This window comes from Kitasatospora sp. NPDC096128, from assembly GCF_040303105.1.
Lineage (GTDB): Bacteria > Actinomycetota > Actinomycetes > Streptomycetales > Streptomycetaceae > Kitasatospora.
This window is the reverse complement of record NZ_JBEOSP010000001.1, coordinates 129,071-151,678: the sequence shown is the minus strand read 5'-3', so window position 1 is coordinate 151,678 and position 22,608 is coordinate 129,071. Positions and strand designations below refer to the sequence as shown.

Below are 22,608 nucleotides of genomic sequence, written 5' to 3'. Positions count from 1 at the left end.
TCATCCTCACCCGCACCGGACCCCGCCGCCACCCGGGCCCAGCCGGTGCCGGGCAGGCCGGGGTGGTCACCCGGACGGACGAACCGGATCGCGACCGACCCCCACGCCCCCGAGGCTGGCGGCATGACCGTCGCCACCGAGAACCAGCCCTCCGCCCCGCCGGTGCTCGACGTGCGGCAGCGGAACGTCGTCTTCGCCACGATCGTGCTCGGCATGCTGCTGGCCGCCCTCGACCAGACCATCGTCGGCACCGCGCTGCCCACCATCGTCTCGGACCTCGGCGGCGCCGCCCACATGTCCTGGGTGGTGACGTCCTACCTGCTGGCCGAGACGGTGGCCACCGTTCTGGCGGGCAAGTTCGGCGACCTGTACGGGCGCAAGTCGATCTTCCAGATCTCGGCGATCGTCTTCGTCGGCGGCTCCTTCCTCTGCGGCCTGTCCACCGACATGACCCTGCTGATCGCCTGGCGGGCGGTGCAGGGCATCGGCGCGGGCGGGCTGATGGTCACGGCCATGGCGCTGATCGCGGACGTCATCCCGCTGCGCGAGCGCGGCAAGTACCAGGGCGCGATCGGCGCGGTGTTCGGCCTGGCCACCGTCATCGGGCCGCTGCTGGGCGGGCTGTTCACCGACCACCTGTCCTGGCGCTGGGCGTTCTACGTGAACGTCCCGATCGCCGTCGTGGTGGTGCTCGCCGCCGCCCGGACCATCCCGGCGGTGCGCTCGGCGGTGCGGCCGGTGATCGACTACCTGGGCATCGCCCTGGTCTCGGTCGGCGCCAGCGCCCTGATCCTGGCGACCAGTTGGGGCGGCAACCAGTACGCCTGGGGCTCCGGGGTGATCATCGCCCTGTTCGTCGGCGGGGTGGTGGCGCTCGGACTGTTCTGCTGGGCGGAGACCCGGGCGGTCGAACCGATGCTGCCGATGCGGCTGTTCCGCAACCCGGTGTTCGCGGTCTGCTCGGTGCTCAGCTTCATCGTCGGCTTCGCGATGCTCGGCGCCCTGACCTTCCTGCCGACCTTCCTGCAGTACGTGGACGGCGACTCGGCGACCGTCTCCGGCGTGCGGATGCTGCCGATGGTGATCGGCCTGCTGATCGCCTCGATCGCCAGCGGCAACGTGGTCAGCAAGACCGGCAAGTACCGGGTGTTCCCGATCGCCGGCACCCTGGTGATGGCCGTCGGCCTCTACCTGCTGTCCCGGCTGGAACCCGGCACCGGCACCGCGCAGGCCTCCCTCTACATGTTCGTGCTCGGCGTCGGCATCGGGCTGAGCATGCAGGTGCTGACCATCGCCGTGCAGAACACCGTCGACTACGCGGACCTCGGCACCGCCACCTCTGGGGTGACCTTCTTCCGCACCATCGGCAGCTCCTTCGGCACCGCCGTGTTCGGCACCGTCTACGCCAACGGCCTCAAGACCGAGCTGGCCGAGGGCGTCGCCTCCGCCGCCCGGCTCACCGGCGCCGACCCGGCCGTGCTGGTGCACGCCGCCGAGAGCCCGCAGGGCCTGCACAAGCTGCCCGCCGAGCAGGCCGCGCCGATCATCCAGGCGTACTCGGACGCGCTGCACACCGTGTACCTGTGGACCATCCCGGTGGCCGCCGTCGGCTTCGTGGTCGCGTTGTTCCTCAAGCAGGTGCAGCTGCGCGACACCACCCGGGCCGGCTCCACCGACATGGGCGAGGGCTTCGCCCAGCCGACCACCAGCGACTCCGACCCGCACCTGGAGTTCGCCGTCTGCAAGCTCGTGCGCGACATCGACCTGGACACCGTCCGGACCATCGTGGGCGACGCCGACACCCGGGTGGACCTGGCCGGCGCCTGGGCCCTGATGGAGGTGGCCGGCCACACCAAGGCCCTCGGCCACGCCTCCCTCGACCTCATCGCCACCCGCAAGAAGCTGCCGCCCGAGGTGCTGGAACCGGTCTTCGACCGGATGGCCGCCGAGGGCTACCTCACCCGCGACGGCGACCGCCTCACCCCCACCGAGGCCGGCACCCGCGAGGTCCGCGCCCTCGGCCGCGCCTGGTCCGACTGGCTCAACGCCCGCCTCGACGCCGACGCCGGCCGCCCCCGCAGCCCGCAACTGCGCACCGCCGCCGACGCCATCGCCTGGCGCCTCCTCACCGAAGACCTCGCCAACGGCCTCCCGGCCGCCGCCCGTGCCAAGAACGGCGCCACGGTCTGAGGAACCGTCGACGCGGGCCCCGTTCTCACCATGTGGCGCCCGCAGCAGGGCGGAGCGGACACCGCGTACGATCCACGGCAAGCCGTGGAGGCGGCACATCCGCCACCGCTCGGAGCAGTTGGAGGTTTCCGTGACCGCACACGTCTCGCGGTTGTTCGGAGCGGACGCCGGGCAGTTCGACCGCGAGCGCGCGGGACTGATCCCCCACCTGCACGCGCTGTACGAGATCGCGGTGGACCTCGCCGTGCACAACCGGGGCACCGCCCCCAGGGTCCTGGACCTGGGGGCGGGCACCGGCCTGTTCAGCGGGGAGCTGGCGACCCACCTGCCCAACGCCTCGATCGATCTCCTGGACGCCTCCCGGGAGATGCTCGACGTGGCCGCCCGGATGCTCGACCTGTACGCGGTGAAGCACACCCTCATCGAGGGTGACCTGACCGACGCCCTGCCCGACGGGCCCTACGACATCGTGGTCTCCGCGTTGGCGATCCACCACCTGTCCGCGGCCGAGCAGGCCGATCTGTACCGCCGGGTGTACGCGGTGCTGCGGCCGGGCGGGGTGTTCGTGAACGCCGAGCAGGTCGCCGCGGCGGTGCCCGAACTCGACGAGCTCTACGCGGAGTTCTGGCTCCGGGAGGTCAAGGCCGCGGGGACCCCGGCAGGTACCGTCGACAAGGCGCGCGAGCGGATGGCCTACGACCGCCCGGCGCCCGTCGCCTCCCACCTGGCCTGGCTCGCGGACGCGGGCTTCCGCTCCGCGGACTGCTTCTACAAGCGGTTCAGGTTCGCGGTGCTGGCCGCCTGGCGCTGACCCGGGCCCCGACCGCACCCCGGCGGGTACGACCAGCATCGGCCCTAGATGAGCAGCCCGCCGTTGACGTCGATGACGGTGCCGGTGGTGAACCCCGCCTCCTCGGAGCAGAGGTGGAGCACGCTGCCCAGGGCCTCGGCGATCGTACCGAACCGGCCGACCGGGATCCGCGACAGCACCGCCCGCCGCTCCTCCTCCGGGCGATCGACCCAGGCGTCGGCGATGCGCTTGGTGGCGATCGGGCCGTGCGCGACGGCGTTGACCCGGACCCCGAAGGGCGCCAGCTCGTACGCGGCCTGCTTGGTGAGGCCGAGGACGGCGGACTTGGCGGCGACATAGGCCGCGTTGCTGAAGTGGCTGTAGGTCCGACCGCCGGCAGAGGAGAAGTTGACGATCCGCCCGTAGCCGGAGCGCTTCATCGCCGGTACGCACAGCCGCATGGTGGTGAGCACGGGCACCACATTGAGCGCGATCGAGTCGTTCAGGAACGCCTCGTCGAGGTTCTCCACCGACTGCACCCGGGTGTCCCCGCCGACCCCGTTGACCAGGATCCCGGGCGCCCACTCGCCGGTGAGCGCGCCCAGTTCCGCCTCCAGCCGGGCCACGTCCCGGACGTCGGCGACCACCGTCCGGACCTCGGTGGCCCCGGAGAGCTCCGCGGCGAGTTCCTTGAGCGCGGTCTCGTCGCGGTCGAGCAGGACCAGCCGCTCGCCGCGGGCGGCCAGCGCCCGGGCGAGCTCGCGGCAGATGCCACCTGCGGCGCCGGTGATGAGGGCGGTGCGAACGGTCATGTGGTGTTCTCCTCCCGGGAGGACTGCGGGGTGGGCGACGGGCCGGGCGGAGAGCGCCCGGCCCGTCACGGAATGGCACACGGTGCCTGCGGAAACCGGCCCGCGAACCGACTGTGCGTCAGTTCTCGCTCTGGGCCGCCGCACCGGCACCGGCGATCCGTCCGGTGACCAGGCATTCGGTGATGTTGCTCGCGCCCTGGTAGAGGTGGCCCCAGGCGGATCCGAACTCCCCGGCGGAGTACAGCCGGGGAATCGGCTCCCCGTACGGGTCCACCACCCGCGCGTTCCGGTCCCGCCGGGCCCCGCCCTGGGTGTTGAGCACCGTCGGGTGCAGCGGCACCGCGTAGTACGGCGCCTCGATGGGCTTCAGGGTCTGCGCGGAACGGCCGAACTCGGTGTCCACGCCGCTCGCGCAGGCCGCGTTGTAGCGGCCCAGGGTCGCTTCCAGGACCTCCACGGCCACGCCGAGCCGCTCGGCCAGTTCCTCGACGGAGTCGGCCCGCACGATCCAACCCCGCTCGATCTCGGCGGAGTTGTCGGGGCTCCAGCGGTACAGGTCGCGGTTGTAGCCGCTGGCGTTCCAGGTCAGCGGGCCGGCCAGGCGGGTCTCCTCGTTGAAGATCCCCCAGCTCGGAATGCGCGGGAACTCGACCTCCTCGGTGTCGAAGTGGGCGAAGACCCGGGTGAACTCGTGCAGTTCCACCCCGGTCTCGTCGACGTAGCGACGGCCGTGCCGGTCCGTGTAGACGAAGCCGTCGGAGGGGAAGAAGATGCCGAACGCGGCCTCGAACTCCGGCGCCTGGAAGCCGATGATGGTGGAGGTCGGGGACATGTGCCAGAGGTCGGCGCCCACCCCCTGGGCCATCCGGATCCCGTCGCCGGTGTTGCCCGGGTTCCCCGCGAACTTCAGCGGCTTGGCGGGCACGTGGTCCTGCTTGAGCCCGGGATCGTTCTCGAAGCCTCCGCAGGTCATCACGACCGCCCGGCGGGCGCGCAGGGTGACGCGCCGCCCGTCCACCTCGGCGGCCACGCCGACGACGGCGCCCGAGTCGTCGGTGATCAGCTCCTGGGCGGCGGTCCGCAGCCGGACGTCGATCGCCCGCTCGGCCACGTTGGCGGACAGCAGGTTCCACAGCCGCAGCGACGGCGGCACGTCGGCGTCCCCGCGCAGGCAGTACTTGTCGAAGGTGCCCTGGCCGCCGGGCACCTTGGGGAAGCCGGGGCCCTTCACGGTTCGCGGATACGTTCCGGCGACTATCAGCTGCTCGGGTATGTGCAGGTCACCGCCGAGGTCCGCGCACCACTTGACCAGGGTGCGGGCCTCCCGCACGATGGCCTCGACCACGTCGCGCGGGGTGGTCCCGAAGCACAGTTCGGTGAGGTAGTCGGTGAAGCTCTCGACGGCCTCGTCGCTGTCCCGGGGAATGACGCAGTTCCCGCCGCTGACCCTGGAGTTCCCGCCCGGCTGGGCCATCTTCTCCAGCACCGTCACCTCCGCGCCCGCGTCATGGGCGGTGATCGCGGTGACCGCGCCGGCGAATCCGTAGCCGATGACGATGACGTCCGTCTCCGCGTCGTACGTCGAAGGCACTGCTGACTTGCGCATGATCCGACTCTCCTTCTCTGGTTTCCCGCTCAGCGGGGGTTCCCGCTCAGCGGGCCTGCGGGACGTTCCGGGCGCGGTCGGTCCGCACTCCCGGGTCGGCCGGGTAGCGGGGGCGCTGCCCGGCGAGGACGGCACGGACGTGCTCGACCGCGGTGGGCACCAGGGAGTCGAACAGGTCCCGGGTGTGGCCCACGATGTGCTCGGTGAGAATGACGTTGTCGAGCCCGCGCAACGGATGGTCGGCCGGTACGGGCTCGGTCTCGAAGGTGTCGATCGCCGCGGCCCGCAGCCGGCCCGTGGCGAGCCGTTCGGCCAGGGCGGCCTCGTCCACGAGACCGCCGCGGGAGGTGTTCACCAGGACCGCTCCGGGCTTCATGCGGTCCAGCTCGGCCGCTCCGATGACACCCCGGGTGTCGGCGGTGAGCGGCAGGTGCAGGCTGACCGCGTCGCTCCGCGCCAGCAGCGTGTCCAGGTCGGTGAACTCCACCGGCGGGGCCGACCGGTGGCGCCCGGGGTGCCGGGTGGCGACCAGGACGCGCGCCACCCGCCAGCCCGCCAGCCGCGCGATGACCTCCCGGGCGATCCGGCCGTGGCCGACGAGGCCGACGGTGCTGCCGGCCAGCAGCCGGGCGGTGAGCGCCTGCGGGGCCGGGCGCGGCTCGTGGCGGGCCAGCTGCCGCTGCTTGAGCGGCAGGTCCAGCATCAGCGCGGAGAGCAGCATGACCGTGGCCTCGGCCATCCCCTCCATGTTCTCCGGGGTGGCACCGTGGGCGACCACGATGCCCCGTTCGGAGGCCTCCCGCAGATCGCACGAGGCGGTGCTGCTGGAGGCGAAGACCAGGCCCCGCAGCCGCGGCGCCCAGCTCATCAGCTCCGGCGTGATCACCGTCCGGGAACTGATCACCGCCACCTCGGCCCGGCCGAAGTAGCGGGGCCACTGCGCCCGCGGGTACTCGGTCCGGGCCGGCGCGGGCGCCGCGGGACCGCGCACCACGGTGTGGCCCTCCTTGCCCAGTTCCGCCGCCACCCGGTCCAGCACGTCGCCGAGCACGTGATCGTCACCGACGAAGATCTCGACGGGCATCGCTTCTCCCTCCATAGGTGTCCGGTCCTCAGGTGTCCGCTCCCCAGGTGTCCGCTTCAGGCGAGCCGCCGCACCAGGCTGTCGTCCCCTTCGAGCCCGAAGGCGATCGCCGCCGCCAGGAAGCGTTCGACCGCGTCATCGCTCATCCAGGCCATGTGCGGGGTGACCAGGACTCTCGGGTCCGTGCGCAGCGGGTCGTCCGCGGGCAGCGGCTCCACGTCGAAGACGTCCAGGGCCACTCCGCCCAGCGCCCCGGCGCCCAGCCGACGGCGAAGCTCCGCCATGTCCAGCAGGGCCGCCCGGGCGGTGTTCACCAGCAAGGCGTCGGGGCGCAGCAGGGCGAGCCGGCGGGCGTCGATGATCCCGGTCGTCCCGGGGTCGGCTCGCAGGTGGAGGCTCACCACGTCCGCGCTGCCGAGGAGTTCGTCCAGCTCCAGGCGGCGGACTCCGGCGCCGCGCGCGGTCCCCTCGTCCAGGGAACGCGACCAGACGGCCACCCGCATGCCGATGCCGGCCCCGAGCGCGGCGACCGCCGCGCCGATCCGCCCCCAGCCCACCACCCCGAGCAGCCGTCCGGAGAGGTCCCGGCCGGTGGTGGGCTGCCAGCCCGACCCGGCGCCCACCCCGGTGGGCAGGCGCCGGGCGAGGGCGAGCATCAGGGTGAGGGTGAACTCGGCGACCGTCCCGGCGGCCAGTCCCGGGGTGTCGTAGACCTGGATCCCGGCGGCCCGGGCCGCGCCGAGGTCCACGGCGCCGCCCAGCGGGCCGGCCACCAGCACGCGGGCCGGCCGCGCGTCCAGCAGTGCCCCGGTGTCCAGGGGAGGGCCGTCGAAGAATGTCAGCACGTTCGTGGCGCCGCGCATCCGTTCGGCCAACTCCCTTGTACTGCGCGGTTGTTCGCTGTGGAGATCGACCTCCGCACCGCCCGGGCAGCCGCGTACCAGTTCCGCCAGCCGCGGATAGCCCGTGGTGTCGGGCATGACGAGTCGCCGCATCACTTCTCTCCCCTGGGTGTCCGGTTCTTCGTCCCGGCCGGCTCAGGCCGCCTGCCACCCGTTCAGGTAGGGCAGGCGGCGGCTCAGGTCGGCGGCTGCCGCGGTCCCTTCCGCGAGCGTGCCCAGGCTGTCCCAGCCGCCCGAGACGAACCGCCGGCGCAACGACTCGTTGATCTCGACCGGCCAGCTGCGACCGGCCGTCCGCAGCTGCTTGGCCGCCAGGTCGACGGTGACCTCCGCGGTCGGGTCCGCCGCGATGACCGCCCGGGCCTGCGCGGCGGCCTCGGGCGTGAGCAGCACGCACGGCAGTCCGATGGTGGCGGAGTTGCCGCGGAAGATCTCGCCGAAGCTGACCGCCGCGATCGCCCGGATGCCCCAGCGGTAGAGCGCCTGCGGGGCGTGTTCGCGCGAGGAGCCGCAGCCGAAGTTCTCGCCCGCGACCAGCACCGAGGCACCGGCGTGCTCGGGCGCGTCGAAGGGGTGGACCGCTCCGGCCGCCTTGGCGTTCGTGCGGTCGCCCTCGAAGACGAAGGTGCCCAGGGCGTCGAAGGTGAGTGCCTTCAGGTGGCGGGCCGGGATGATGCGGTCGGTGTCGATGTCATCGCCCTCCATGGCGATGGCGGTGCCGCTGATGATGTCGATGGGCTGCATGGCGACCATGGCAGTCGGGCCTTTCTTATGCTGTTCGGGTACGGGGCGGGCGGGGGCGGTCAGCCGGTGATCCCGAAGACCTCACGCGGGTCGGCCACGGCGCCGCGGACCGCGGCCGCGGCCACGGACAGCGGTGACATGATCAGGGTCCGGCCGGTCGGGGAGCCCTGGCGGCCCTTGAAGTTCCGGTTGGAGGAGGAGGCCGCGGTCTCGCCGTCGTTGAGCCGGTCCTGGTTCATGGCGATGCACATCGAGCAGCCGGGCTGCCGGAACTCGAAGCCGGCCGTCTCGAAGACCTTGTCCAGGCCGCGCTCGACCAGTTGGGCGCGCACCTCCTGCGAGCCGGGCACGGCCAGTGCGCGCACGCCCTCGGCCACCCGGGCACCGCTGCGCCGCAGCGCCTCGGCCACCTCGACGAAGTCCGAGAGGCGCCCGTTGGTGCAGGAGCCCAGGAAGGCGACGTCGATGCCGATGCCCGCGACCGGCTGCCCGGCCTCGACGCCCATGAAGGCGCGCGCGTCGGCGAGGGCGGCCTCGCCGGAGGCGTCGGCGGCCGGCCCGGGGACGTGCCCGTCGACCGGCACCGACTGGCCGAGGTTGACCCCCCAGGTGACCATCGGGCTGATCTCCGCGCCGTCGAAGACCACCCGGTCGTCGTACTCCGCGTCCGGGTCGGAGGCGAGCGAGCGCCACCAGGCGACCGCGCGGTCCCAGTCCTCGCCCTGGGGGGCGCTCGGCCGACCGCGCAGGTAGCCGAAGGTCGTCTCGTCCGGGTTGCAGTAGCCGACCAGTGCCCCGCCCTCGACGACCATGTTGCACACGGTCATCCGCTCGTCCATCGACATCGCGTCGATGACCGGCCCGCCGAACTCGTAGGCGTACCCCACACCGGCCTTGGGGCCGAGGCGGTGGATCACGTAGAGGATGACGTCCTTGGCGGAGACCCCGGGCGCCAGCTCGCCGGTGATCTCGATCCGGCGCACCTTGAGCCGGTTGACGATGACCGACTGGGTGGCCAGCACGTCACGGACCTGCGAGGTGCCGATGCCGAAGGCCAGTGCGCCGAAGGCGCCGTGGGTGGCGGTGTGCGAGTCCCCGCAGACGATGGTCAGCCCGGGCTGGGTCAGCCCGCGCTCCGCCCCGATCACGTGCACGACACCGTTCTCGCGCCGCTCCGGGGAGAGGAAGCGCAGCCCGAAACTCCCGGTGTTCTGCTCCAGCGCGGACATCAGCGCCTCGCTCTGCGGGTCCGCGAAGGGGCGCGAGGTGTCGTCGGTGGGGATGATGTGGTCGACGGTGGCGACGTTGCGCTCCGGGTAGCCGACCTTGAGGCCCCGCTCGCGCAGCATGGCGAAGGCCTGGGCGCTGGTCGCCTCGTGGATGAGGTGCAGACCGATGAACAACTGGTACTGGTCTTCACCCAGTTCGCGCACGACGTGCTGGTCGAAGACCTTGCGGTAGAGCGTGGCCGCCATGGTTCGGTGTCTCCTCGGGGGGATGGGGCTCGGGGATGGGAGGGGTCTGAAATCCGGGGGCGACGCGCCGTCAGGAACTGCCGGCGGTGACGCCGCCGTCGACCAGCACGGTCTGGCCCGTGACGTAGGCGCTCAGCGGACTGGCCAGCCACACCGCGGCGTTGGCCACCTCGGTGGGCGTGCCGAGCCGCTTGAGCGGCGCCCGGCTGGAGCGCGCCTGCAGCGCGTCGGCGCTCTCGTACAGGGAGCGCAGCATGCCGGTGTCGGTGGAACCCGGGCTGACGACGTTGACCCGGATGCCGGAGCCGGCGTACTGGAGGGCCGCCGACTTGCTCAGGCCGATGACGGCGTGCTTGGTCGCCGAGTAGAGCGGGCTCTTGGCGTGGCCGAGGTGGGCGGCCACGGAGGCGCAGTTGACGATGGCCCCACCGCCGTTCTCCAGCATCCGCGCGACCTGGTGGCGCATGCAGCGCCACAGGCCCCGCAGGTTGGTTCCGACCACGAGCTCGAAGTTCTCGTCGTCGTCCTCGTGGAGGGGGCCGAACCGGCCGAAGGTGCCGGCGTTGTTGAAGGCCGCGTCGAGCCGGCCGAAGCGCTCCACCACCGCGTCGAGCAAGGCGACGACCTCGGCCTCGCTGTCCACGTCGCAGCGCAGCGCCAGGGCGCCGTCCGGGTCCGGGAGCAGCTTCAGGGTCTCCTCGAGGGCCTCCGGGCGCCGGCCGGCGAGGGCCACGCGCGCGCCCGCCTCGGCGAAGGCGACCGCGGCCGCCTGCCCGATGCCGCTGCCGGCTCCGGTCACCAGCACGACCTGGTCGTGCAGTCCGAACGCCGATGCCGGTGCGGACATCCCTGTCGCCTCCACTCTGAGTACCTCCACTGCCTGTCGTTTCGGGGTTGTGCTGTTGCCGGGCTGTGCTGGGGCTGTGCTGCTGCCGGGCTGTTGCCGGAGCCGGGCGGGTGCCGGCGGGCGCCGTCAGCTCGGTCGGCCGGCGTCCGCGGCGGGCGCGTACCGGTCGACGAGGAACCGCAGGGCCAGCTCGTAGCCGGCGATGCCGCAGCCGCAGATCACGGCCGTGGCGGCGGGGCCGGTGACCAACTTCTCGTGGTAGCCGCCGCGTGAGATCACGTTCGAGATGTGGACCTCGACCACCGGGGTCTTGATGACCTGGACGACGTCCCGGACCGGCAGGCTGGAGTGGGAGAGCGGACCGGGGTTGAGGATGACCGCGTCGTAGTCGTGGCGTGCCTGCTGCAGCCGGTCGACGACGTCCCCTTCGGAGTTGTGCTGGGCGAAGTCCACTTCGGCGCCGAGTTCCTTCGCCAGCGCGGTGACGTTCTGCTCGACGTCGGCGAGCGTCGCCGTCCCGTAGTGGGCGGGATCCCGCTCGCCCAGCAGGTTCAGGTTGGGGCCGTTGAGGACGAGGACGCGCAGTGCGGACGACTTGCTCATGGGTTTCTCCGATCTCATGCTCATGGGGTTCCTGGATTCCGGTCGGCCGACGGCCGGCCGGGTTGCGCCCGGGCGGGCGGTCCCGGGATCAGCCCTTCTCCCGGGCGGCCGGGTCGGGGGCCGCGGCGACGGCGACGGCGGCCGGGTCGGGGTCGGGGGCCGGCGCTTCGGCGAGGTCCAGCCGCCCGGCGACGCGCGCGGCCGTGCCCTTCGCCCACGAGGTGGTCGCGGCCACGGACAGGACCGTGACCACCGCCCCGCCGCCGACGATGATCCACCAACCGGCCCGGCTGGCCGTGTCGAGCGCGACGGCGGCGCTACGGCCGTGCAGGCCGGCGGCCACCACGCTGCCGATGACCGCCACCCCCAGCTCCTGTCCGACGAAACGGCTCGTGGAGGCGATCGCCGAGGCCACCCCCGCCTGGGAGCGCGGCATCCCGGCGACGGCCGTGGCGGTGATGGGCGCGTTGACCAGGCCGAAGCCGACGCCGAACAGGCCGAACGCGACGAGCACCCACCAGTCCGGGGTGGTGCTCCCGAGCCCGGTCAGCATCAGGGCGCTCAGCATCATGGCCGCGCCGGCGAGCAGCAGCGGAGTCCTGGTGCCGCGGGCGCCGGCGATCCGTCCGGACACCGGGGCGAAGACCAAGGTCATCGCGGCCATCGGCAGCAGGTACAGACTGCTGCGCAGCGCGGAGAACCCCCTGGCCTCCTGTAGGTACAGATTGCTGATGAACAGGAAGCCGCCGAGCGAGATGAAGGCGGCCACCGCCGTGAGGGTCGCCCCGGAGAACGGGACGCTGCGGAAGAACCGCAGGTCGATCAGGGGTTCGGTCCGCCGGCTCTCGTAGCCGAGCAGCCCGAGCAGCCCGAGCGCCGCGGCACCGAGGCACACCAGGATCCGGGGCGCGGTCCAGCCGATGCCGGGGGCCTCGATCACGGCGTAGGTCAGCGGCAGGAGGAGCACCATCACCAGGACCTGCCCGACCGGGTCGAGCCGCCGGGCCCGTTCGGCCCGCGATTCGGGGATGAAGGTCAGGGTGAGGACGATGGCCAGCACGCCCACCGGCACGTTGACCCAGAAGATGGACCGCCAGCCGACGGTGCCCACCAGCAGCCCGCCGACCAGCGGCCCCGCGGCCATGCTCGCCCCGTAGACGCTGCTCCAGACCCCGAACGCCCGGGCCCGCAGGGCGGGTTCGGGGAAGGTGGTGGAGATGATCGACATGGCGATGGGGTTGAGCATCGCCCCGCCGACGGCCTGCAGCGCGCGGAAGGCGATCAGCCAGCCGCCCGAGGGCGCCAGCCCGCACAGCACCGAGGCCAGCGTGAACACCGTCAGTCCGGTGAGGAACACCCGGCGCCTGCCCCAGCGGTCGGCGGTGGCGCCGGCGGTCAGCAGCAGGGTGGCGAGCACCATGGTGTAGGCGTCGGCGATCCACTGCAGGCTCGACACCGAGGCGTTCAGGTCGTGCTGGATGTCCGGCAGGGCCAGGTTGACGATCGAGTTGTCGAGCGCCGTGATGAACATGCTCAGGCAACTGATGGCCAGGATCAGTTGACGCCGCGGTGGGACGTCAGGGGACATGCGGATCAACCTCCGTGGAACGGTGGGACTCGGTCGCGCCGGTGGGGCCCGGTCAGGCTGGCGGGCCCGGGTCGGGGCGGGGGTCGCGGACCCATTCCAGCGGGTGGGAGAACGTCACCCCGTGGCTGGCGAAGGCCATCGTGACCCGGTCGCCGTCCGTGGTCCGGAAGCCGGCGTGGAAGCTGCTCCGGTCGGCACCGATGTACACGTAGTGCACCCGGCCGGGCCAGTGGACGGCCCGGTACGCGAACAGGCGGGACATCATGGCCGGCAGGTCGTAGTGCAGGGCGTCGGCGCCGGTGGTGAAGGAGCCCTTCCAGGCGGGTGCGCCGTCCCGTTCGATGACGACCTCTCCGGTCACCGCACGCGGCGGTTCGGCCAGGTGCAGCCAGGGGGACACGCCCGCGTCGCACAGCTTGGCGTAGGAGAGGTGCCCGGCGTGCTGTTTGAAGCGGCCGATGTCGGTGAGGTCGTTGCCGAAGGTGTGGCCGGCGTAGCGCGGCACGCCCGCTTCGTCGCCGACGTAGACCAGGACGACCTCCGCCTCCTCGCAGACGGCGACCGCGTCGGCGGGAACGGACAGCGGCTCACCGGGGACCTTCAGGCAGTCGCCGAGGCCCTTGACGAACCAGTTGGGCTGATCCGGCACATCGGCGCCGACCTTCACGTTGTGCGTCATCATGAAGCCGCTGACCAGCGCGTCCCCCGGGTGCGCGGGCAGCAGGGGAGGCAGCATCCGCACCCGGTGCCGGTCGGCGGGCCGCACCTCGACGGGCTCGCGCTCCCGGGTGATCCGGGCTGCCGCGGCGCCCGGGTCGCCGCCGGCGGCGGGCAGGGCCGCGGCCAGGGTCCCGCCGGCCAGCGGGTACAGGCGCAGCGGATCCTCGTCCGACGGCAGGCCGAGGCCGAGATGACGCTGATCGTCGTACCAGCACTCGTAGACGACCGTCATGGGTGGATGCCTCCTGGCGAAGTCGCGGTGGAAAGGGCGGGTTCGGGTCCGGGCCGCCAGGCGGAGCCGCCCTCGGTGTAGTGCGCCACGGACCAGGTCGCGGCACGGCCGTTGAGTTCGAGGCCGAACCCCGGTCCGGGCGGCGGGGCGACGGTGTTGGCGGAGCGGTCCACGGCCGGGCGGGGCGAGACGACCATCTCGGGGAAGAACCGGTCCGACTGGCCGGCCTCCACGGTGAGGGCGTCGGGGTGGGCGAAGGCCAGCGCCCGGCCCGCGTTGATCAGCGGCCCCACCTCGGCCACCTGCACGCCGATCTGGAAGGACAGCCCGGCCTGGCGGGCGAGGGCGATCACCTTGGCCGCGGTGACCGGGCCGCCGTTCTTGGCGACCCGGACGTTGAAGGCGTCGCAGGCTCCGGACCGCACCGCCCGCCGGGCGTCCTGGAGGGTGCACACGGACTCGTCGAGCATCAGGCGCAGCCCGGTGCCCGCCCGGAGCGCGGCCAGTTCGGCCCACGACCCCTTCGCGAGCGGTTCCTCGACGAAGTCGGCGCCGGCGTCGCACAGGGCGGCCAGCTGCCCGGGGGCGTCCGCCACGGACCAGCTCATGTTGGCGTCGACCATGACCGGGACCGTGCGGCCGAGGCGGGTGCGGATCGCGGTGACCGTGGCCACGTCCCGGCGGATGTCGCCGGATGCCTTGACCTTGACGAAGTGGAACGGGCCACGGGTGTCGAGGAACTCCTCCACGTCGAGGCTGAGGTCGAGCACCTGTGACACCGGCAGAGCCGCCGGTCCGCCGTTCGGCACGCCGTCCGGCGCTCCCTGACCCGGCGTCAGCTCCGGTCCGCCGAGCCCGAGCCCGCGCCCCAGCAGGTCCAGCAGTGCGATCTCCAGCAGGCAGAGCAGGTTGCTGCCGCCCCGCACGCCGAAGGTGTCGGCGACGCCCTTCTCGCGGAGCTCGGCCAGCAGTTCGACGGGGTCGGCCGCGCGGAGCCGGGCGAAGACCGCGTCCAGCGGGACCTTCCGGAGTTCCCCGGTCACGGACGCGGTGGTCTCGCCGGTGACGTACGCCCGGGGCGCGCACTCCCCCAGTCCGGCCAGCCCGTCGGCCTCCAGGTGCAGCAGGAGGCTGTCCGAGGCCGAACGGCGCTTGGCGGGGTGGTCGAAGCCGACCGCCATGGGAGCCTCGACCCGGTACAGGGTGGCCCGGGCGGGTTCAGCCATCGCGGTCCACCCCCTGGAGCAGGGTGAAGGTGGACACCCAGTCGACCAGCCGGGCCCGGAAGTCGGTGAAGAACAGGTAGTGCTTGTCCGTCGCGAGTTGGACGAGCGCACCGTTCGCCCCGGTCATGCGCCGGTACACGGCGCGCGCGTCGTCGAGGTCGACGATCGGGTCCCGCACCCCGGAGACGTAGGCCGACGGAACGGGGGGCAGTGCCCGCCGGGGCCGGAGGTAGAGCTCCTCCAGGCCGAGGAGCACGGCTCGGGAGCGGCGGGTCAGGGTGCGCACCGCCAGGTCGTCGTGGTCGATGAAGTGCCGGTGGCGCGGGTCGTCGGTGAAGTCCTCCGACCTGAGTCCGGGGTCCCACGGCTCCGTGCTGGTCTCGGCCGCGAGGGCCCGCCGCTGCTCCTCGTCGAGCGTGGCGTGCAGCTTGCCCAGCCAGGTCGAGCAGACGACCACGGCGTCGTAGCGGGTGGTGAAGTCCGGGTGGTGCATGAGCGCGGCCATGAAGGAGCCGCCCAGGCAGTGCCCGAACAGGGACAGCGGCACCTCGTCGCCGATCGTGCGCCGCACGTGCTCCAGGGCCGTGATGTAGTCCCGCATGAGGGTGTCCACATCGGCCAGGTCCTGCCGGTCTCCCCCGCTGGTACCGCTGCCGCGGCGGTCGAGGACGTAGAAGGCGATGTCGTTGTCGGCGAACTGGGGGCCCACCTCCCACTGCCAGCCGGCGTGCGACTGGAGCCCGTGGAAGTAGAAGACCGCTCCCTTGGCCGGTCCGCGCGGGCGCCACAGGTGCAGGGCCAGCTCGGCGCCGTCGACCGGGAGCGCCACGATCTCCCGGCGGGTGTTCTGCGGCGGTCTCTTGGTCTCGATCACGTCCGAACTCCCTTTCGGCGACTGGTGAGGGCGGTGACGAAGTCGACGTCCCGCTGGAACGGCTTGTACTTGTACTGCGTGGTGTTGCTCCCCTGGCGTCTGCTCTCGACGTACGCCGCGATGGCGTCCTGACGCACGGTGAAGGCCTCCAGCGCACCGAGCCGGCCGCTGTCCCGTTTGGAGGCGTACTCGATGTTGATCTCGTGCAGCGCCGCGTCGACGGCCGCCGACAGGGCCCGGTCCAACTGCTCGGACGGCTCGGGGACTTCGGCGACCAGCTGGTAGTACGGCGGCTCCGCCCAGCGCGGTCCGCACATGTAGAGGCCGGCGTCGATGCCCTGGGACCGGAGGCCGCGCTGGATGGCCCCGGTCACCTGGGACTCGGTGAGCTTCTCGCCGGTGAAGGAGTGGAAGATGCCGTCGCGGTGCACGAAGTGCACCCAGGGGGTGCCGTCGACGATGCGGTCGACGTGGTAGACGTCCCCGGTCCACAGCCGGTAGAGGCCGTTTCCCTGCGTCATGATCAGGTGGTAGTCGCGCCCCGCCTCCACCTCGTCGAACAGCAGCGTCTCCACCTGCTCGCCGCTCTCGACGAGTTCGCCGAGCGGCACTTCGGCGGGCACGAACTCGAAGTACGCCTGCGAGACGGCCAGCGGCTGGCTGTGCAGGGAGTCGTCCACCGGGATGGTGGTGACCCCCTCGGTGCCGCAGCTCATGAACGGCAGCTTGGCGACGCCCGGCAGGACCGCGTCCAGCTTGGCCGCGTACAGGCTCGCGGAGGCCGAGAGCCAGCAGGTGTAGAGGGTCAGCGACGGCCAGACGTCCTTGAGCGTGAAGTCCGGCCGGCGCAGCACCTCCGCCAGGCGGCGGGCGGCCCGCTCGTCCGGCTCGGTGTACGGCCGGCCCTCCAGTGTTCCGGCCCGCAGGTCGCTCACCAGTTGGTCCGCGCGCTGCGCCAGGATGTCGCGCAGGGAGATCAGGGTGCTCGGGTTGATGGACGAGATGTAGTGCAGATCCCGGGCGGCCAGGTGCCGGATGCGGTGGTACATGCGGCCCTCGTGGCTGCTCGGCACCCCGGGCCCGAACCACGGCGATTCGTACCACGGCGGGTTCCAGTCCCGGCTGTTGACCTTCGGGTGCCGGTTGCTGATCGCCTGGTGGCCGATGCCGTGCACGAAGTCGTAGACGTCCTCGCGGACGGTCTGGGTGTCGAGCGTCGCGTACGGGTGTGCCAGCAGTTCCGGGTGGTACTCCAGGTACGTCCCCCACATCGCCTTCATCGCGGGGATGCGGTACGTCAGGAGCCAGTGCAGGGTGTACGGCACCAGCTTGGGGGCGCCGGTGGTGCCGCTGGTCTTGAGCCAGCGCAGGACCGGGCTGCAGGTCAGGGTTCCGCCCTTGGTCCGGGTCTCGTTCCGGATCTCGGGGACGAAGTCGTCGTAGCGCATCACGGGCAGCACGGAGCGGAAACGGCCGGGGTCGTCCGCGACGACGTCGTAGCCGCGTTCCTTCCAGTGGACCGAGCCGGCGCTCATGTCGATGACGTCGGCGAGGACCCGCTGCTGTGCCAGGGCCGGTTGCTTGAGGTCGACCAGCAGTTCGTCCCGGGCCCGCCGGCATTCGGCCTCGAAGGGCCCACGGCGGTCGTACCAGTGTTTCAGCCAAAGAGGATCGTCCACGGCTGCTCCTGAGAAGTCTGAAGGTTCACGGTTGGGGGCCGGAAAGGATCAACTCGACGACGCACGCGCCGTGGTCGTGCCCTGACGGCCCGGCTTGCGCGTCCTCGGCTTGCCCCTTGCTCGTGGCAGCTGGCGCTCCAACTGAAGCACATTGATGAACTGAAGTTCAATGCCTGACTCGAGTCAAGGTCATCCCCCAGGCCGGTCGACCCCAGCTGTCTCGCCATGCGGACGCCGCCAGGGAGGCTAGAGGTCAATTGTGCCAACCGTGTTAAGCGGACGTCATGGACTGACGGGTCGTCACCCCCATTCCCAAGCTTCCGCAAAATCCGAGGTCAAATTTGTCCTTCGGTATAAGGTTGAATCACCAACTGGGGGAAGGTTACGAAATGTACATATCGGAACCGATCGCGATCGTCGGCATGTCATGCCGACTCCCCGGGGCGGCAGGGGTCGAGGAGTTCTGGACACTGCTCGAGAGCAACACCGACGCCATCACCCCCGTCCCGCCGGACCGGTTCGACGTCACCGCCTGGTACCACCCCGAGCCCGCGACGCCGGGCAGGCTGATCTCCCGTCACGGCGGCTTCCTGGACGGCCCCTACGACTTCGACGCCGGGTTCTTCAGGATCTCCCCGCGCGAGGCCCGCACCATGGACCCGCAGCAGCGCCTCCTCCTGCAGACCGTGTGGGAAGCGCTGGAGGACGCCGGCATCCCGCCCTCCTCCGTCCGGGGCAGCGGCGGCGGGGTGTTCGTCGGACAGGCGACCGCCGAGTACGCGGACGCCACCGGGCACCCCGCCACCGCCGACGTACGGACCATGTCCGGCAGCCGGCTGCGGGCCGTCACCTCCGGCCGGGTCTCGCACGCCTTCGACCTGCGGGGCCCCAGCCTGGTACTGGACACCGCCTGTTCGTCCTCCCTGGTCGCCGTGCACACGGCCCGGCAGAGCCTGCTCACCGGCGAATGCGACCTCGCGGTCGCGGCCGGCGTCAACGTCGTCCTCTCGCCCAACGACGCGGTCGCCTACTCACAGGGGCGCATGCTCGCCGGCGACGGGCGGTGCAAGTTCGGCGACGGCTCCGCCGACGGCTTCGTCCGCAGCGACGGCGTGGGGGTGGTACTGCTCAAACGGCTCTCCGACGCGCTCGCCCACGGCGACCGGGTCCGCGCAGTCCTGCTGGGCAGCGCGGTGACCAACGACGGCGACGGCAGCGGACTGCTGCTCCAGCCGGCGGTGTCCGGGCAGACCGCGATGCTGCGCGCGGCCTGGCGCAGTGCCGGGGTGGCCCCGGCCGAGGTGGACTACGTGGAGGCGCACGGCACCGGGACGATCGTCGGCGACGGCGTCGAACTGCGCGCGCTGGCCGAAGCCGTACGCGACGGGGCGGACCGCCCGGCACCGCTGCTGGTCGGCTCCGTGAAGACCAACATCGGGCACGCCGAGGCCGCCGCCGGCATCGCCGGCCTCATCAAGGCCGTCCTCATCGCCGAACACCGCACCGTTCCCGGCTCACTGCACCTGACCTCCCCTCAGGCCCAGCTCACCGAACCCGGCTTCCCCGTCGCCGTGGTGACCCGCAACACCCCGCTGCGCCCAGCGGGCGGACGGGCGGTGCTCGGCGTCAGCTCGTTCGGCATCTCGGGCACCAACGCGCACCTGGTGATCGGCGAACACCTCCCCGAGCCGGTCACCCCCGGGACCCGCGGCCTCCCGGACCAGGCCGACGACAGCGGCCCGCACCTGCTCGTCCTCAGCGCCCGCTCGCCCACCGCCCTGCGCCGGCTGGCCCTGCGCCACGCGGAGCACCTGAGACCCGACGGCCGCGGCCACGGCCACGCCCTGCGCGACATCTGCCGGTCGGCGGCCATCGGCCGGGACCACCACCCCTTCCGGCTGTGGGCCGTCGGCGACTCCCACGACGCCCTGGCCGGCGTCCTGCGCGCCCTGGCGGACGGCCGGCCCACACCCGACGGCGGGCTGCACGAGGCGGGCTTCGGCGGCCCCCGCGAAGTGGCCTTCGTCTTCCCGGGCCAGGGCTCGCAGTGGCGGGGCATGGGCCGGGACCTGCTGCGGACCTCCCGGGCCTTCCACGCGACCATGGCGGAGTGCGACGCGGCGCTGCGCGAGGAACTCGGCTGGTCGGTGCTGGACCTGCTGCTGGACGAGGCCGCGGAACTCACCGACGCCGTCGACGTGGTGCAGCCCGTGCTGTGGGCCGTGGAGGTCGCGCTCGCCGCGCACTGGCGGGCCGTGGGCGTGGACCCCGACCTCTGCCTCGGCCACAGCATGGGCGAGGTGGCGGCCGCCTGCGTCGCGGGAGCCCTGTCCCTGCCGGACGCCGCACGGGTCATCGCCCGGCGCAGCGGCCTGATGCAACGCCTCGCGGGCCGCGGCGCGATGCTCGCCACGGAGCTCTCCCCGCAGCAGGCGCACGAGTTCCTCGCGGGGTACGGCGACAAGGTCCGCGTGGCGGTGGAGAACTCCCCCCGCTCCACCGTGCTGGCCGGCGACGCCGGTGTCCTGGAGAAGATCGCCGGCGAGCTGGACCGGCGTCAGGTCCTGTGCCGCGCCGTCAAGGTCAACGTCGCCTCCCACTCCCCGGTGATGGACGAGATCCGGGACGAGCTGCTGGCGCGGCTCGCGTCCCTGGAGCCGACCGCACCCGACACGCCGATGTTCTCCACCACCCGGTGCGCTCCCGTGGAGGGGGCCGTCCTCGACGCGGCCTACTGGGTGGAGAACGTGCGGGAGCCGGTGCGCTTCGCCGACTCGGTGCGACGGGTCACCGAGGAGCGGAACGTGGTCCTCCTGGAGGTCGGCCCGCATCCCGTGCTCAGCCAGGCGATCGAGGACGTGCAGCGCGACGCCGGGCTGCCGCCCACCGTGGTCACCACCCTGGCCCGGCAGCAGAGCGGACCGGCGACGATCGCCCGTGCCCTCGGCCGCGTCTTCGGCCTCGGAGCCGCCGTCGACTGGCGGCGGTGGTACGGCGACGACAGCACCCGGGTGCCGTTGCCGCTGTACCCCTGGGACCTGGAGGAGCACCGCGCCGAACCCACGCCCACCCTGCCGGCGCCTCCGGTGGCACCGTGGGTCCGCCAGGAACGCCGGGAACGCCGGGAACGCCGGATCCGGCTGTCCAGGCTCGGAGTCACCGCGTCGGGCCCGGGGGTCACGGTACGCGGTGCGGCCCTCGTACCGCCGGTGCTGTACCTGGAGGCTGTCAGCGACACCCTGCGCGACCTCGTCGGCGAGGGGCCGGTGGAACTGCGGGACGTACGCATCGGCGACGACCTGCCGCGCCTGACGGAGGCGGCGGAGACCACCCTGGCCATCACCCTGGACGGGACGGGCGGTGACGGGAGAGCAGGCGACGGGGAGGACGGTGACGGGGAGTTCGGCTTCCGGGTCGACGCGTTCTGCGGCCGGTCCGGCGCCCCGGTCCCGTGCGTGACCGGGACGGCGTGGGTGGAGGCCGCGAGCACCTCGACCGGTCCGCGCCCCCGCCCGGCGGACACCTCGGCCGTGCCGCTGGACATCGTGCTGACGCGGTGCGGGGAGTTCGTCCCGGGCCCCGAGTTCTATCGCAGGGCCGAGGTGCACGGGTACTCCGTGCCCCACGAGCTGCAGGCGGTACGCCAGTTGTGGCGGCGGGACGGCGAGGCGGTGGCCCGACTGCAGCTGCCCGCCGGCACGGTCGGCGCGGCCCTGGAGTCCGGGCTGCTGGCCATGCTCGGGGCCTGGCCGCACTGCGCCTCCGCGGACGATCCGGCGTGGGCGTACCTGCCGCTCTCCTTCGAGCGCGTCCGGCTGGCCGGGGCGCCCGCCGGGGAGGTCTGGTGCGTGGCCCGGTTCACGCCCGGGGCCGACGGGCGGAGCGCGCGCTGCGACGTGGTCCTGACCACCGCGGACAACCACCTGCTCGCCGAGTTCCAGGGCATCGGCCTGCTCCGGCAGCCCGCCCGGGCCGACGCGGCGGGACGGGACGCGGCGGCCCGACGGGACGCGGCAGGTGCGGCCCCGGCCGCGCGCCGGCCCGTCGAGCGGGCGCACCCCGGCGCGCCCGGGGGCGTGCCGTCGGCCGGTCCGCACCTGCCGACGGATCGGCTGCTCGCTCACGCGGCGACGGTCCTCGGCACCACCGTCGACCGGGTCGACCTGCAACGGCCGCTGCGCGACCTGGGCCTCGACTCGCTCATGGCGGTCCAGCTCAACCGCAGCCTCAGACAGGACCTCGGGGTGGAGGTGCCGACCAGCCGACTGCTGGGCGACGAGAGCACGGCCGCCATCGCGGCCCTCCTGGCGACCGCCCGGAGCTGACCGCCGGGCCCGGCCCCGCGAACGGCCGCACCGCGTCCTGCGCGGTGCGGCCGTTCCCTTGTCCGCACTCGAAGTCCGTCCAACAACTAGCACTGAGATGCATTCGTGCACTACGGTACAAAGAAGTGTCACCGCGGACACGGGCCTTGTGACGCGCCGACAAGCGCGCTGTCGTCGGATTTCGGGGGAGCGCCACGGAGATGACTCGATGAGCTGAGAAGAGAGAAACGATGACCACTCAGGAAACCCAGGACGTACGTGCCCCCGGCCGACGGGAGCGGAGCAAGCAGCGCGTGCACGATCGCCTGTACTCGTCCGCACTGGAACTCTTCGCAGAGCAGGGCTACGAACACACCACCATCGACCAGATCACCGAACGCGCCGACGTCGCCCGGGGAACCTTCTTCAACCACTTCCAGCGCAAGGACGACCTCGTCACCACCTGGGCGCAGCAGCGCCAGGACAGGCTCCAGGAGTTCATGGAGAAGTCCCTGACGCACACGGAGGACGGCACCATCATCCAGTTGGAGCGGTGCATGTCCGCGCTCGCCGACTTCAACGAGGCGGAGCGCAACCTCACCCAGGTCATGCTGGCCGCCTGGGTCAAGTCGGGCCAGCCGCTCCAGGAGGAGCCCGAATACGCCGGTCACGTCTTCGTCCAGGTCATCTCCGCGGGCCGGGAGCGGGGCGACGTGGCCTGCGACATCGATCCGGTGATGGCGGGCAACATGCTCCGGGACGCCTACCTGGGGCTCCTCTACCGATGGAGCCGGGCCACCGCCGAATCGGTACCGCTCCACGTCGAACTGCGGGCACTGCTCAGAATCGCACTCACCGGCCTCCTGCCGTACACCAAGCGCTGCGAGACGGCACCCCAGCCCGCGGAGTAGCGGCAGCATCGACGGAGGTAC

The 22,608-nt window shown here is 72.3% G+C and carries 17 protein-coding genes; 4 read left to right on the top strand and 13 right to left on the bottom strand.

From position 1 onward, the window contains the following. Positions 1-123 precede the first annotated feature (123 nt). Both ABTY61_RS00640 and ABTY61_RS00635 read left to right on the top strand, forming a co-directional pair. Positions 124-2,190 (top strand): MDR family MFS transporter, encoded by a 2,067-nt coding sequence (locus tag ABTY61_RS00640; RefSeq protein ID WP_350502679.1) that lies wholly within the window; start codon positions 124-126, stop codon positions 2,188-2,190. A 130-nt stretch (positions 2,191-2,320) separates the two neighbouring features. Further along, positions 2,321-3,001: a class I SAM-dependent methyltransferase gene (locus tag ABTY61_RS00635; protein WP_350502678.1), complete on the top strand. Its 681-nt coding sequence runs from the start codon at positions 2,321-2,323 to the stop codon at positions 2,999-3,001. A gap of 44 nt (positions 3,002-3,045) precedes the next feature. Here the strand turns inward: ABTY61_RS00635 and ABTY61_RS00630 are convergent, their stop codons facing one another. The 13 genes from ABTY61_RS00630 to ABTY61_RS00570 form a co-directional block, all read right to left on the bottom strand. Further along, a complete protein-coding gene (locus ABTY61_RS00630; RefSeq protein WP_350502677.1) occupies positions 3,046-3,792 on the bottom strand; it encodes an SDR family NAD(P)-dependent oxidoreductase in 747 nt (248 codons plus the stop codon). A gap of 118 nt (positions 3,793-3,910) precedes the next feature. Continuing rightward, positions 3,911-5,398, bottom strand: coding sequence for an FAD-dependent oxidoreductase (locus ABTY61_RS00625; protein ID WP_350502676.1), 1,488 nt, complete (start codon positions 5,396-5,398; stop codon positions 3,911-3,913). A 46-nt stretch (positions 5,399-5,444) separates the two neighbouring features. Next, positions 5,445-6,482, bottom strand: coding sequence for an NAD(P)-dependent oxidoreductase (locus ABTY61_RS00620; protein ID WP_350502675.1), 1,038 nt, complete (start codon positions 6,480-6,482; stop codon positions 5,445-5,447). 56 nt (positions 6,483-6,538) lie between these two features. Then, positions 6,539-7,477 carry an NAD(P)-dependent oxidoreductase gene (locus ABTY61_RS00615; RefSeq protein WP_350502674.1) on the bottom strand — a complete coding sequence of 313 codons (939 nt, stop codon included), beginning with the start codon at positions 7,475-7,477 and terminating at the stop codon, positions 6,539-6,541. A 42-nt stretch (positions 7,478-7,519) separates the two neighbouring features. Continuing rightward, entirely contained in the window at positions 7,520-8,128 is a 609-nt protein-coding gene (locus tag ABTY61_RS00610; protein WP_350502673.1) for a 3-isopropylmalate dehydratase small subunit, read from the bottom strand. A 59-nt stretch (positions 8,129-8,187) separates the two neighbouring features. Beyond that, the gene (locus ABTY61_RS00605; protein WP_350502672.1) at positions 8,188-9,603 is read right to left on the bottom strand and encodes a 3-isopropylmalate dehydratase large subunit; all 1,416 of its coding nucleotides are present in this window, start codon (positions 9,601-9,603) and stop codon (positions 8,188-8,190) included. A gap of 70 nt (positions 9,604-9,673) precedes the next feature. Then, positions 9,674-10,450 (bottom strand): SDR family NAD(P)-dependent oxidoreductase, encoded by a 777-nt coding sequence (locus ABTY61_RS00600; protein ID WP_350502671.1) that lies wholly within the window; start codon positions 10,448-10,450, stop codon positions 9,674-9,676. Positions 10,451-10,576: 126 nt separating this feature from the next. Beyond that, positions 10,577-11,053: a type II 3-dehydroquinate dehydratase gene (locus ABTY61_RS00595; protein ID WP_350502670.1), complete on the bottom strand. Its 477-nt coding sequence runs from the start codon at positions 11,051-11,053 to the stop codon at positions 10,577-10,579. 88 nt (positions 11,054-11,141) lie between these two features. After that, the gene (locus ABTY61_RS00590) at positions 11,142-12,641 is read right to left on the bottom strand and encodes an MFS transporter (protein WP_350502669.1); all 1,500 of its coding nucleotides are present in this window, start codon (positions 12,639-12,641) and stop codon (positions 11,142-11,144) included. Between the two features lie 52 nt (positions 12,642-12,693). Further along, entirely contained in the window at positions 12,694-13,593 is a 900-nt protein-coding gene (locus ABTY61_RS00585; RefSeq protein WP_350502668.1) for an FAH family protein, read from the bottom strand. Beyond that, positions 13,590-14,819: an enolase C-terminal domain-like protein gene (locus tag ABTY61_RS00580; RefSeq protein WP_350502667.1), complete on the bottom strand. Its 1,230-nt coding sequence runs from the start codon at positions 14,817-14,819 to the stop codon at positions 13,590-13,592. The genes ABTY61_RS00585 and ABTY61_RS00580 overlap by 4 nt, the downstream gene beginning before the upstream one ends. Further along, a complete protein-coding gene (locus ABTY61_RS00575) occupies positions 14,812-15,693 on the bottom strand; it encodes an alpha/beta hydrolase (RefSeq protein WP_350502666.1) in 882 nt (293 codons plus the stop codon). The genes ABTY61_RS00580 and ABTY61_RS00575 overlap by 8 nt, the downstream gene beginning before the upstream one ends. Further along, positions 15,690-17,372 (bottom strand): GH3 family acyl-acid amido synthetase, encoded by a 1,683-nt coding sequence (locus tag ABTY61_RS00570; protein ID WP_350502665.1) that lies wholly within the window; start codon positions 17,370-17,372, stop codon positions 15,690-15,692. The genes ABTY61_RS00575 and ABTY61_RS00570 overlap by 4 nt, the downstream gene beginning before the upstream one ends. Before the next feature lie 389 nt (positions 17,373-17,761). On the opposite strand from ABTY61_RS00570, the gene ABTY61_RS00565 reads away from it, so the two are divergent. Together ABTY61_RS00565 and ABTY61_RS00560 are read left to right on the top strand one after the other, a co-directional pair. Beyond that, positions 17,762-21,697 (top strand): type I polyketide synthase, encoded by a 3,936-nt coding sequence (locus tag ABTY61_RS00565; RefSeq protein WP_350502664.1) that lies wholly within the window; start codon positions 17,762-17,764, stop codon positions 21,695-21,697. Positions 21,698-21,927: 230 nt separating this feature from the next. Next, entirely contained in the window at positions 21,928-22,587 is a 660-nt protein-coding gene (locus ABTY61_RS00560; protein ID WP_350502663.1) for a TetR/AcrR family transcriptional regulator, read from the top strand. Positions 22,588-22,608: the final 21 nt, after the last annotated feature.

What these genes read in the sequence shown, in the direction of transcription:
- ABTY61_RS00640 (WP_350502679.1), top strand. Translation starts at nt 124, where the DNA reads ATGACCGTCGCCACCGAGAACCAGCCCTCCGCCCCGCCGGTGCTCGAC.
- ABTY61_RS00630 (WP_350502677.1), bottom strand. Translation starts at nt 3,792, where the DNA reads ATGACCGTTCGCACCGCCCTCATCACCGGCGCCGCAGGTGGCATCTGC.
- ABTY61_RS00625 (WP_350502676.1), bottom strand. Translation starts at nt 5,398, where the DNA reads ATGCGCAAGTCAGCAGTGCCTTCGACGTACGACGCGGAGACGGACGTC.
- ABTY61_RS00620 (WP_350502675.1), bottom strand. Translation starts at nt 6,482, where the DNA reads ATGCCCGTCGAGATCTTCGTCGGTGACGATCACGTGCTCGGCGACGTG.
- ABTY61_RS00615 (WP_350502674.1), bottom strand. Translation starts at nt 7,477, where the DNA reads ATGCGGCGACTCGTCATGCCCGACACCACGGGCTATCCGCGGCTGGCG.
- ABTY61_RS00610 (WP_350502673.1), bottom strand. Translation starts at nt 8,128, where the DNA reads ATGCAGCCCATCGACATCATCAGCGGCACCGCCATCGCCATGGAGGGC.
- ABTY61_RS00605 (WP_350502672.1), bottom strand. Translation starts at nt 9,603, where the DNA reads ATGGCGGCCACGCTCTACCGCAAGGTCTTCGACCAGCACGTCGTGCGC.
- ABTY61_RS00600 (WP_350502671.1), bottom strand. Translation starts at nt 10,450, where the DNA reads ATGTCCGCACCGGCATCGGCGTTCGGACTGCACGACCAGGTCGTGCTG.
- ABTY61_RS00595 (WP_350502670.1), bottom strand. Translation starts at nt 11,053, where the DNA reads ATGAGCAAGTCGTCCGCACTGCGCGTCCTCGTCCTCAACGGCCCCAAC.
- ABTY61_RS00590 (WP_350502669.1), bottom strand. Translation starts at nt 12,641, where the DNA reads ATGTCCCCTGACGTCCCACCGCGGCGTCAACTGATCCTGGCCATCAGT.
- ABTY61_RS00585 (WP_350502668.1), bottom strand. Translation starts at nt 13,593, where the DNA reads ATGACGGTCGTCTACGAGTGCTGGTACGACGATCAGCGTCATCTCGGC.
- ABTY61_RS00580 (WP_350502667.1), bottom strand. Translation starts at nt 14,819, where the DNA reads ATGGCTGAACCCGCCCGGGCCACCCTGTACCGGGTCGAGGCTCCCATG.
- ABTY61_RS00565 (WP_350502664.1), top strand. Translation starts at nt 17,762, where the DNA reads ATGTACATATCGGAACCGATCGCGATCGTCGGCATGTCATGCCGACTC.
- ABTY61_RS00560 (WP_350502663.1), top strand. Translation starts at nt 21,928, where the DNA reads ATGACCACTCAGGAAACCCAGGACGTACGTGCCCCCGGCCGACGGGAG.